Consider the following 10807-nt stretch of genomic DNA (forward strand, 5'->3'; position numbering starts at 1 on the left):
ATTTTTATTCTCGAGCTCTCCCAGCTCATAGCCATCCCTGTTTAAAACATGCCGTGTCTTGGATGGAAAAGCTTAGCCATCTTTTCTTTATAGAGTTACTCTTCTAGGACTACTCTTGTTGCATTATCCTCATTCTCAGTTTTGTATATAAAGGTCAGGTTGCACAACTATCATATGAATTTTCTTACGTTCTGTTTCTCCTTATAAACTCCTATCTGTTGCTGATTTTCATTTGTTAATTACCAATAGATTCCGTGGAATGTTCCTAAAACTCGAAAAATCAAACTTAATAAAAGATAGCTTACTATTAGTATAGTAAGAAAATAGCTAATCCATTGCTTTATTTGCATTTTTCTCTCAACGGACCCTAAAATTACTTTTTCTGTGGATATCGTATATTTAGAAGAATTCTTTTTGGGAACTCCTGGATAACTCCCTAATACTGATGGAGTAAAAGGTATTAACTCTATGCCATAATCAATCAGGCACTCAATTAATTGTTGAATATCTTCATCTTTCTGATTCATAATATTGAACACGATGTACATTTCTTCGTACTCATCCATATATTTCTGAATAAGCTGTTCTTTTTTTTGATAGAACATTCCCCAGGTTTTTGGATCAGTTGCCAATTGAACGATGTAAGTTGTCGTTGATTTAATAGTTTGAACCTGTAAGGCTACTCCATGAATTTTAGTCAAATCCACTACTTTGATTTTTTTAGTTAGCCTGCCTATATCAACTTCCATAGCATTAGATTGACGAGTTATTTTTATGTGAAAATCTTTTTTGACCACTACCAGCTGTGCTAATATACCCCAGACCATAAAAAAAGTTATGAGTAGCATTATAAGAAACATGAACCATTCTTGCCCTACGTACATGCCGGCGGTCAAAAACCCTAGAAAGAGTAAAAATACTATGAGCAACAGCATAATGAACGGACGAAATCGGTATTTTATTATTAGATTCTGCTTATTCTTCATAGCTTTGTCCTTTCTTCATAAGTACAAATACATTGAATTCTTCATTTTCACGATCATTTGGAAATGTTGCTAATATCATACGTTCAGGATTTTCCTTGTTATAGACAAGTAGGTGGTCTGGTTCTCCTTCTGCAGCATCTGGTCCTTCAAAATAATAGAGAATTTCATTTTTTTCATTTTTCCGACTAAAATTGCTAGAACTATGTTTTCCCCCATACTCTATTGATATGTCATCTAATGTATCTATTTTGATCCTATTTCGTGCAATAACTACATCCTTAGGCTCATTATCAATCGAATACCCTAGCTCCGTATCGATGACTTCCCACGTTCCCAACATTTTGACTTGTAAATAATTCGAATGTAAATATATTGCCCCAAAAATACTTATGCTTAGTGCAGCAATCCATGCTAAGACTTTGAGTTTTGTTGAAAGTAAATCATATTTATATTTCATTTTTTCCCCTTTATAGAACTAATTTATTAACTGGCTAATTCATATCTTTCTTAATTATTATTGATCATTTTTCATGGCTGAACCTTTAAGTGAGGTTTCCCCCGTCAATTAGCAACCCTTACCAAACCTGATTGATTTCAGTTTTATCCCCACTATAGTACATAAACGTTTGGGCAAGCCCGTGATTATTTGCTTTTCGTACTTTCGCAGCCATTTCGGGTTGTTCAAATTCTTTCACTTTTTATGTTCTTTGTCGATCTGTTTCTTGAACTTTTTATCTTGGAATATAGTTAATGCCCCTGGTGAGAAGATACTTTACTGTTTATGTTGTTTACAGCTCTGTCTTCGAAATTAATTCTCTATTTCTTTATGTAGGTAGGCAGCTCATTTTTCTGCTGCCTAGCAGAATTTACTAATACGTATCACTCACTGAAAGTTTTGGATACTTGATTTCTGGAATCTGCTTTTTAAATGACTCACGTAATTGTAGTTCTTCTTCTGTCGTGTACCCTTCAAACAACACAGCTTCAATATCTTCGCTATTAAAGAAAAAGTTGTTCTCATTTGTTTCTCCTTGCGGGTATAAACATCCCCCATATTCAAAATACCCTATTACTCCTTCATTATTATATAAGGGAAATCTCGAAGTAATCATTAATTCTTGTTCCCCAGCTTTTAAGCTCACCACTGTACCAATCGAATACAATTCCATTTTTATAAATTCCTCCTGAACAATTAACGTTTTTTAATTTTCGATCAATTCATTTTCATTAAACTTTTCTTAATGAAAAGATAGTAAATAATTGGATCACATAGTAGCAGTACTCCGATTGATGTTATTAACCATATTAGAACTAATAACAAAATAGCATCATTATAAAAATAGAAAACTCCTCCCAAAAAAAAACCAAAAGATATACAAAATAGCGGCAATTTAATTAATCCCTTACGTTCATTTGAAGTAGATTCCTTAAAGATAACAAGCAATTCTTCTGTAGAACAATCTATAGTATTTTTATCTAGTAATTTTGTTTGATAGCTTTTTGACCAGCAAAATACCGAAATACCTGCTATGATTGAAATTCCATAAATAAAAATTAAAATGCTAAAGACTGAAATATTCAATTTGAACAGTAACGTGGATACTAATACATTGCTCAGCGAAATCACTCCAAACATACTACCACTACCCGTTGATGTACTTGCCGTTGTTTTCACCTTTATTTGAGCAACTTTTTTTCTTTTCTTGTCATAGAAAGTTTGGTTGCCATCTTTGTCTGTATCAATTATGAAATACATATTCCCTCCGCAATCAATAAGAATCTTCACTGATGTTGCCAAGTTTCTTACAATTTATCTACTAATTAGTTCTTTTTTAATTTCTTGTCTACTATTACCTACCTTTTGATATACTAGCTGTTCCTTTTGCCTTAATTTTAGCCACTTTTTCTCTTTTCTTGTCATAGAAAGTCTGGTTTCTATCTTTGTCAGTATCAATTATGAAATACATGAGCTCCCCTTTATCAGCATTACAACAGTTTTAAAACAATGAACTACGGAATCATAAAGGAAATATGGTATTCTCTTTCCGAAAATTTACCCAGCATAATTCTAAGGGTGGAATGAACTCTTATACATCAACTAGATTTTCATTTCTTTTAATTCGGCATATATTTTTTTTCGCGTTTTAAAATCATATACATAAAAATAATAAACCCCTATTGAAATTAGAACTGCTTCACCTATTAACAATAAGATTTCTCTGTCAAGATGAAAGACTATTCCAGAAATTGCTGCGCCCAAGAACAATATAAGTAACAAACCCTTATTTTCATCCAACTCTACATTAGCTAGAACAAGAAAATTATCTAAACTTTCTTTGTCTACCTTAATCTCCTTTGCAATAAGCTGCTTTTTTGACCACAGTCTTTTATGCACCATCCCTGCCAAGAAGCCGAAAAAAATGCCTATTATTCCAGCCAATATAGGTCCACTTATTTCATGTTTAGGTATTAAGATAATGTGATCAAATCTCCTAAAAAAGAAGGAACCAATCAAACTGGCCGTTACAGTAGCACCTACTCCAACATTTCTTCCAGAATAAGTAATGCTGCCGAACGTTCTCGATTCTTTATTAAAGTAAATCTTTTTTCCATCATCTGTCTTACAAATATAGATATTGGGGTTTAAATGTTTATCATTCATAATTAATTACTTTTTCCCCTTTTCCTGAATAGCATCGTATGCAGCATCTGAAATTTTTCCCACACCCGAAATTGAAACACCGGTCCCAATAACTACTAGCCAAGCTGGAGCACTCGCAGCAACAAAGATTGATCCTACAACAGCACCAGCATGTATTAAGGTCTTATCCATTGCAGCTTGAGCATTTTCTCCATCACTCCTTTGTCCATCATAATCGATAACTGAGCCAATTATAGGTGCTCCCTTTGAGGCAGAACCTATCACTTTTACTCCAGAACTGCTCGCTGAATATATCGCTGATGCCGAAGTTATCGGAAATACTTGATTGCCTATTCTGACTGAAAAAGCTTTATTTCCCATTTTATAAGAATTATTTAGGAACCATTTAGATATATCTCCACCGTATTCTTCTAATGCATTTAATTCGATATCTGTGATGACACCTTGAACCTCTTTAATCCGAGTGTTCTCTGGTTTGTTTCCACTCACACCCGCGACCCAATTAATCCCTTGACCAACCTGATTGATTTCAGTCTTATCCACGCCATAGTACATAGATGTCTGGGCAAGCCCGTGATTATTTGCTTTTCGTACTTTCGCAGCCATTTTGGGTTGTTCAAATCCTTTCACCTTTGTGTGTTCTTTGTCGATCTGCTTTTTGAACTTTTTATCTTGGAATATAGTCAATGCTTCTGGCGAGGTATAACTCATCCCACTAGTACTAGATAGCCTTCCTAGCTGAGCTTTTTGACAAAAAAATACTTTCTGAAAAGGATATGCTACTATAATACTAGATTTCTAGTTATGTACGAGGATGGTTCACATAATAACCATCCTCTAAAGAAACATATTAGACTCGCTATTTATTGAAAAAGTCTAATATGTGTCATTTACAGACAATTTGGGATATCTGATTAATGGAACTTGCTTCATTAGATCTTTACGTAGCTTTATTTCTTCTTCTGATTTATATCCTTCAAAATGAACTATCTTAATATCCTCTTCATTAAAAAAATAGTTATTTTCATTTATTTGTCCTTGAGGAAAAATACAGCCTGCATAATCAAAATATCCACTATTTCCCTGATTTTCGTATAGTGGAAATCTTGATGTAATCATTAATTGTTGCTCGCCATCTATAAGTGTTACTACTGTACCAATTGGATAAATTTCCATCTCAAAAGTCTCCTTCTATAATAGTTTTGAAAGTCAATCATCTATTTGATTTTCATTTCCTTTAACTCCGCATACAACTTTTTTCTAACTTTCAAATTGTAATCTATTAAATAAAACACTCCCATACTCATCAAGATCATTCCACCAAGTAAAAGGTATATTGAACCAGAAATATGGAATGCTATGATACAAAGTAAGGTTCCGAAGAATAGAAAAAAAACTACCCCTTTATTTTGATCTAATTCGACATTTGCTAATGCGAGATAATTATCTAATTTTTTTTGGTCTATTCTCATTCTCTTAACTACAATTTCTCTTTTAGATACTTGGTTCCGCTTCAACACCCCTGCCAACACTCCATATGTTACCCCTAACAATACAGTAAGTAATACACCAAATATTTCATATTCATTATTCATGACTAGAAAATCAAACTGTCGGATAAAAGCATAGCTTAGTAAATTTGTAGTAAGTAAAACTCCTTGACTAACTTTCTTTTCAGAATAATACACACTTCCAAAGCTAGACGTCGCCTTATTAAAATAAATTATCTTGTTGTCATCCGTTTTGCATATATAAATTTGTTGATTTTTATTTTTTTCCATTATTTTTTTTATTCCTTTTGGGTTTCATTATTGAATCATACGCACTGTCTGCTATTTCTCCAGCAGCCCAACCAACAATAGCACCACTAACGATAGCAACTCCACCTGTTAAACCTATAGCAGCAATTCCAGCACCGATAATTACTCCTGTTGCTACATGGATTAATGTTTTGTCCATCGCGGCTTGCTTACTTTCTCCTGAGTGCCTTTGTAAGCCATAATCTATTGCTGGACCTAATATCGGAACTACTTTGCTCGCTGCTCCAGTGGCTTTTGCTCCTGCATAAAATGCTGATGAAGTATTCGTTCCTGAAACTTTTGTACCAACATTGTAAATATAGGAAGAAGCTGCAGTCCCAAATTCTTCCAACGTACCTAATACAGAGTCTAGAAGAACACTCATCTCGAAATCAATTACTCCACTTGGAAATTCTTTCATGTTATATTTTTTTGTATTTTTTTGTTTCGCTCCAACTTCACCAAGCTCAGAATTAATTTGTCTTAGTATCCGATCCAACTCTGCTTTTGTCATTGTCCCTTTCATAGCGGCCATTGAAGGATGAATATTTCTTAATGCTTGCCGATACGCTATCAGTTGTTCCTTTTCAAGCTTTCTAACGTTTTTATGTTGTTTACTCACAGTATTCTTAAAAGCTTTATTCTGATAAATCTCCAATGATTTTGGATCGGTGTAGCTTAACCCTGCAACACCTTTGAGACTATTGATTTGTGCTTTTTGTTGCGAAAGTATACTACTGATAGCTTTACTGGATTTCTTTCCATTAAAGGCTGCCATCCATGCCTTTGTGTTAGTTAGAACCTTTTTCGTCTTCTCCATTTCTTCAGTGAATCCTGATCCAGATACTTCACTAACTGATACCAGATCGCTGATTGAACTATAGACAGTCTTAAACTTGGTTTCAATCTCGGTGAACTTAGTTAATTGATCAGAAAACTTACTTTCTGCTGTTGTTAACGCATCTGTATCAATAATAGCAGAACCACTGGTTTCTTTCACCGTGGACTTGAAATCACTAATGGCTTTTTCAAACTCCGATGATAATTGATGCATGGCATCATAATAATTCGTTAGCAGCGGCATCTGATAATTGTTGATTTGTGCATCGATTGCTGTTTTGACAGACCCTGATAAGCCATCGCTGCTTACGACGCCTTTCCAAGAACTTTTGGCACTATTGATTTGTCCTTGAAGTTTCGATTTAGAAGAGTCGATACTTGTTTTAGCTGCTGTTACTTCAGACATCACTATTTTCAACTGGTTCACCTCACCTTATATAGATAGGACCGCTTACCTTCATCAATCCATTGCTTTCTTAATACTTCAAAAGCGAATTGTTCTTCCGTCTCATTCGTCAGTCCAGATGAAATTACTCGCTTGATCATCAGATTCGTTACATAGATTGGTTCAGTTCCTGGTGCCATCCCGAATGGCCAAAGCGAGGCGATATAGTCGATACAGGCAGTTGAATCCTCGAAGGGGAGCCTTCGACCATGGATCAATACGGAAAGACCTAATTCACTATCACCAAACATCTGTTTCAATTCATCAGAAAGCAACTCTTCATTTAATTCGATCACACTTCCAGTAGGATAGATTTCACTAAAAACCGCATCGATCAGCCCCATGTAAGTTAAGTATTGATCGAAAGTCAGTGTGAGCTCCACAGGATTTCGTTGGATTATTACTTGTTGTTTCTCATGATCAAAATGCACTTGAAGACGAGCACCTATGGTTGGCTTATACTCGAAATCGGTTTCTTCTTGAAAGAACGCTAGATTAATTTTTCGAAACAATACAGGCTGTCCACCTAAAAATAGACCGATACTTTGCAACTCCTCCAGATTCGTCATCTCCAGATTTTCTTCAGTACAAACCTGTTGCCACAATTCTCTTCGCTGATTCATCCTTTATCACTTCCCAACAATTTTCATGCTGGATGCCCCAGCTTTATCATCTTTAGCTTTGTTCTCTCCAGCCTTGATCATTTTGGTCACGTCTTGTTCCGCCATGCCTTTATAACTAGCGAGTGAGCGATTAATCTCTGAGATCATTTCTGTAAATTGGGTAAAAGGGGATAAGTTCGTCTGTCCAAAAGAGACAGATGCTACCTTACCAATATTTCCTGCGGAACTCCCTGCTTTGGAAACATCCCCTGACCAGCCGCCTTTTACACCGACTCCTGATTTTGCCATCCTCTTCCTCCTATTATTGAGCCCTTAAACTTTGTGCTTGAGCTGTTAAATTCGCAATATTGGAACTCAAAGAACCGATTGACATCCCTAATCGTTGAGAATTCTCTTTTAGCTCTGTTAGTTTTTTATCGATAGTTTCTTGGTTCTCTTTATGCTTATCTGCAAGTTCTGTCAGTTTGGTTCCTACATCACTAACTTTTGAATCGTATTTATCTCGTCGTGTTCCTTGGAAAGAACCAGAATCAATTGATTTCAACTCAGAAGTAACACTTGAACTAAAGCTTGTCAGTGAAGAAACCGCCGTCGTTAACTCGCTTTTCCCTTTTTCTAATCGTTCAATTTTCTCATCAAGAATCTTCTTATTTGCATTTACCTCATTCAATTTAAGTTGGTTCTGTTTCGCTCTACTTTCTAATGCTTCTGCTTGTTTGATTCGTGCTTCTTTAGCTGCATCACCCATCTCTGTTCCTCCCTTGTTTTAAACTATCCCAAGTACTGTTGAAATAATCTGAGCCAACACACCGCTAGCGGTATTCATGAATAATTCAGACATAAAGATAGATTTATTTTCTTTAAGTACAGCATTAAATTCTTTTTCGTCTTCTTTTTCAGCAGCAATTAGAGCTTTTTCACTTGCTTCTTTTACCGGTGAATCAATCTTTATTTGTGAAATGACCGACTGTAATTCTTTTCTAGTAAGTGCCCAATCAAACGCCTCATTGCTCTTTGTTACTTGCTGATTTTGATTCCCAAATGTTGAAGAACTGATTGTACTGTCTTTGATGTCGCCAATAGTTGTTGAGGTGCTATTATCATTTGCATTATAGCTATTCGAATTATGTGAGTGGATATCACTATCTTTCTGGACACCTGAATTAACATTTGCAAAATCTCCAACCACAACATGACTATGATTATCTCCTTGAATAATCCTTTGTTGGGCAATATTCACTGTTGCAGAAGTATTTTTACTAAACGCCTTTTCCAGTACCGTTCTGACTTGTTCCATGAAATCTCCATCTTTAAAATTGATTAAATAGTTATACCCAGAATTCAAGTTGATTATTAAAAATTGTTTATTATTGTTGTACTGTTGATAAATCATGTAAAGATAAAAACCTGAAAGTCCCATCCCTATTAGGCCGATCACTGGCTGTAAGCTTAAAACTAACAACGAAACGACAAACACAATAATAATTGGAATGGGTAGTTTGAGTTTTCTCTTGCCTGTAAAAATTCTTGAAATGTTGCTTAATTGAATAGAAACACTATCAAAATGCAAAACATTGTCTTTGATTGAAAAAAACTCTGTTACTATCTCTTCTTCATTTGACTCAAAAAAACTGGCTAAATCTTTCCCCATAGTTACTCTCCTTCTACTATTCACTTTTTAAATGGACAGGTCTTTACAGACCCGTCCAAACAAACGATCGCTAAACGTTACTCGTACAATCCGCCTCTAAATGTCTGAGTTAAACTTGCAAAATTGTAATTGTTGCTAGATTTTTCAGATTTGACTTGCCATTTGCCATCTTTTTTCTCTAAATTAATTTTGTAGCCTTCACCATCCATGTCTGGATCTGTATTGATTGGAGAAGAACCAAGTTTTCCTGGTAGTTCTTGTAAAAAATATTTTTCTATATCACGATCAAGGGCATCATCGTATTCTTCATACTTGCCTTCGTTCTCATTTGCGAATTGATTACCGATCGCTTCAGAATCGACATTATCGAATAAGACAACTTCTGGTCTTACATAGATCGACGCAAAATTTGGATAAAACTCGTTGAACTTATAGGTGACTTTTCCTTTATTCTTATTCGTGTTTTGCATTTCAGTGATTACTTTTTCTAATTCTGGAGTTGAGGGTTCATAATATTCAAACTCGTTTTTTAGGCATTTGATGCTTGAATCTTTAAACTCTTGTTTTTCTTTTGCTAAGTCATTCCCTAATTCGAGTTTTTCATCTTTTTTCTCTTCTGCTCCCATGAATACCGTCTGGATATAATGATCGGCTAATTTTTCAACTTCTTCTGTCTCGTCTTTATATTTTGTTTGATCGATTTTTAATTCAACACCAGCTTCTTTACTTTCATCCTCTGCGTCATCAAGATTAAAGATCGTTGGTTTATAATGCAGCTCATATTTTTTTCCCTTCGTTACCTGAAAGACGATCGGCTCGGTTAGACTCTTGTCCTCTGATAATGATTCATAGCTCATTGATTTGAACTGATCGTCAGAACTATAGATATCTTCGTTGGAAGTCTTCTTGCCATCTTCGTCGTATAAAGCAAAATCATCTGGCATAACCTCCAGCTTCTTATCTGATTTATTGGTTACCTTGACGTTTAGACTTAAATACTTCACATCATCCCCGGTCGTCTTATCCATTGGAACGATATAAGCTCCATCTTCGACACTTAAATCGACCAGCGAAGATTGAGCAGATTCTTCCTTTTTCTCTGATTTTGCTTTTTCTTTCGTTGAACAGCCGCTGACCATCAACACTAAACTACTAACTAATAACACTTTCATAAACTTTTTCATTACTAAAACTCCCCTTTTATTTTCTAGATAAAAATTATCGGTATGATTCACTTTTGTTTTATTTACTTTTTTTTGCCATTAAATACTCTTCACGAGAACTTTTTGCATCTTCTTTCATAGTTGGATAGGCCTTTTTTATATCATTAGCACTGATGAAAAAGAAAACAATCATTAGTATTTGAATTGGCAACACAACTAGTCCTAAAAGCCCAAAGTATGTGTCCCCGGCACCACCACTTGTGAGATCAAATAAGAGCAGAGGAATCAATAGCAGCGAAATGATGTTTGCAGCATAAAGTAAACTAGGCGCCACATGCTTTCTTTTAGAGATTAATTTCAATTTGCCTGCCCCAATATGCGCAAAAATAGTTAACACAAAAAGGACATTTCCTACTGTTCTGCCAATATCAAACCCTAAAAAGGATAGGACCAATAAAACAATATATATAATCGGGAGGGTCAAATAATAACTGTACGTATTGTACGGCCTACTCTCGTTTTTCATCTTTTGTTTTGCTGCTTTTAACGTTTCTTTCAAAGTATCTCTTCCTTTTCTTGTAGAAAATTTATTACTGACTTGGAATCTTTTCAATCAGCATCCTTCCAAGTCTCTTTAT

15 protein-coding genes are annotated in these 10807 nt (G+C 35.0%); all 15 read right to left on the reverse strand.

What is annotated here, in order from left to right; genetic code table 11:
- Window positions 1–239 precede the first annotated feature (239 nt).
- Window positions 240–986, reverse strand: a complete 747-nt coding sequence (locus JZO85_RS01630; protein WP_207106761.1) for a hypothetical protein — start codon at window positions 984–986, stop codon at window positions 240–242.
- Entirely contained in the window at window positions 976–1443 is a 468-nt protein-coding gene (locus tag JZO85_RS01635; protein WP_207106762.1) for a hypothetical protein, read from the reverse strand. Before JZO85_RS01635 ends, JZO85_RS01630 begins: the two co-directional genes overlap by 11 nt.
- 412 nt (window positions 1444–1855) lie before the next feature.
- A complete protein-coding gene (locus JZO85_RS01640; RefSeq protein ID WP_207106763.1) occupies window positions 1856–2155 on the reverse strand; it encodes a DUF4176 domain-containing protein in 300 nt (99 codons plus the stop codon).
- 44 nt (window positions 2156–2199) lie between these two features.
- On the reverse strand, window positions 2200–2742 hold the full coding sequence (locus JZO85_RS01645) for a hypothetical protein (protein WP_207106764.1): 543 nt from the start codon (window positions 2740–2742) through the stop codon (window positions 2200–2202).
- Between the two features lie 342 nt (window positions 2743–3084).
- A complete protein-coding gene (locus JZO85_RS01650; protein ID WP_207106765.1) occupies window positions 3085–3648 on the reverse strand; it encodes a hypothetical protein in 564 nt (187 codons plus the stop codon).
- Window positions 3649–3654: 6 nt separating this feature from the next.
- Window positions 3655–4359, reverse strand: a complete 705-nt coding sequence (locus JZO85_RS01655; protein ID WP_207106766.1) for a hypothetical protein — start codon at window positions 4357–4359, stop codon at window positions 3655–3657.
- A 165-nt stretch (window positions 4360–4524) separates the two neighbouring features.
- Window positions 4525–4824 (reverse strand): DUF4176 domain-containing protein, encoded by a 300-nt coding sequence (locus JZO85_RS01660; RefSeq protein WP_207106767.1) that lies wholly within the window; start codon window positions 4822–4824, stop codon window positions 4525–4527.
- A 41-nt stretch (window positions 4825–4865) separates the two neighbouring features.
- Window positions 4866–5429, reverse strand: a complete 564-nt coding sequence (locus tag JZO85_RS01665; RefSeq protein WP_207106768.1) for a hypothetical protein — start codon at window positions 5427–5429, stop codon at window positions 4866–4868.
- Window positions 5416–6696, reverse strand: a complete 1281-nt coding sequence (locus tag JZO85_RS01670; protein WP_347401776.1) for a T7SS effector LXG polymorphic toxin — start codon at window positions 6694–6696, stop codon at window positions 5416–5418. Before JZO85_RS01670 ends, JZO85_RS01665 begins: the two co-directional genes overlap by 14 nt.
- A 14-nt stretch (window positions 6697–6710) precedes the next feature.
- A complete protein-coding gene (locus tag JZO85_RS01675; protein ID WP_207106770.1) occupies window positions 6711–7355 on the reverse strand; it encodes a DUF4176 domain-containing protein in 645 nt (214 codons plus the stop codon).
- Window positions 7356–7361: 6 nt separating this feature from the next.
- A complete protein-coding gene (locus JZO85_RS01680) occupies window positions 7362–7643 on the reverse strand; it encodes a hypothetical protein (RefSeq protein ID WP_207106771.1) in 282 nt (93 codons plus the stop codon).
- A gap of 13 nt (window positions 7644–7656) precedes the next feature.
- Window positions 7657–8103: a coiled-coil domain-containing protein gene (locus JZO85_RS01685; protein ID WP_207106772.1), complete on the reverse strand. Its 447-nt coding sequence runs from the start codon at window positions 8101–8103 to the stop codon at window positions 7657–7659.
- A gap of 18 nt (window positions 8104–8121) precedes the next feature.
- The gene (locus JZO85_RS01690) at window positions 8122–9006 is read right to left on the reverse strand and encodes a hypothetical protein (protein ID WP_207106773.1); all 885 of its coding nucleotides are present in this window, start codon (window positions 9004–9006) and stop codon (window positions 8122–8124) included.
- 77 nt (window positions 9007–9083) lie between these two features.
- On the reverse strand, window positions 9084–10190 hold the full coding sequence (locus tag JZO85_RS01695; RefSeq protein ID WP_207106774.1) for a DUF4352 domain-containing protein: 1107 nt from the start codon (window positions 10188–10190) through the stop codon (window positions 9084–9086).
- A 58-nt stretch (window positions 10191–10248) separates the two neighbouring features.
- On the reverse strand, window positions 10249–10728 hold the full coding sequence (locus tag JZO85_RS01700) for a hypothetical protein (protein WP_242550161.1): 480 nt from the start codon (window positions 10726–10728) through the stop codon (window positions 10249–10251).
- Between the last annotated feature and the right edge of the window lie 79 nt (window positions 10729–10807).

The organism is Candidatus Enterococcus murrayae (assembly GCF_017315985.1).
Classification (GTDB): Bacteria; Bacillota; Bacilli; order Lactobacillales; family Enterococcaceae; genus Enterococcus_A; species Enterococcus_A murrayae.

Coding starts and splice junctions, on each gene's coding strand:
- JZO85_RS01645 (WP_207106764.1), bottom strand. CDS start 2,742: ATGTATTTCATAATTGATACAGACAAAGATGGCAACCAAACTTTCTAT.
- JZO85_RS01690 (WP_207106773.1), bottom strand. CDS start 9,006: ATGGGGAAAGATTTAGCCAGTTTTTTTGAGTCAAATGAAGAAGAGATA.
- JZO85_RS01650 (WP_207106765.1), bottom strand. CDS start 3,648: ATGAATGATAAACATTTAAACCCCAATATCTATATTTGTAAGACAGAT.
- JZO85_RS01630 (WP_207106761.1), bottom strand. CDS start 986: ATGAAGAATAAGCAGAATCTAATAATAAAATACCGATTTCGTCCGTTC.
- JZO85_RS01640 (WP_207106763.1), bottom strand. CDS start 2,155: ATGGAATTGTATTCGATTGGTACAGTGGTGAGCTTAAAAGCTGGGGAA.
- JZO85_RS01695 (WP_207106774.1), bottom strand. CDS start 10,190: ATGAAAAAGTTTATGAAAGTGTTATTAGTTAGTAGTTTAGTGTTGATG.
- JZO85_RS01680 (WP_207106771.1), bottom strand. CDS start 7,643: ATGGCAAAATCAGGAGTCGGTGTAAAAGGCGGCTGGTCAGGGGATGTT.
- JZO85_RS01675 (WP_207106770.1), bottom strand. CDS start 7,355: ATGAATCAGCGAAGAGAATTGTGGCAACAGGTTTGTACTGAAGAAAAT.
- JZO85_RS01655 (WP_207106766.1), bottom strand. CDS start 4,359: ATGAGTTATACCTCGCCAGAAGCATTGACTATATTCCAAGATAAAAAG.
- JZO85_RS01665 (WP_207106768.1), bottom strand. CDS start 5,429: ATGGAAAAAAATAAAAATCAACAAATTTATATATGCAAAACGGATGAC.
- JZO85_RS01660 (WP_207106767.1), bottom strand. CDS start 4,824: ATGGAAATTTATCCAATTGGTACAGTAGTAACACTTATAGATGGCGAG.
- JZO85_RS01635 (WP_207106762.1), bottom strand. CDS start 1,443: ATGAAATATAAATATGATTTACTTTCAACAAAACTCAAAGTCTTAGCA.
- JZO85_RS01685 (WP_207106772.1), bottom strand. CDS start 8,103: ATGGGTGATGCAGCTAAAGAAGCACGAATCAAACAAGCAGAAGCATTA.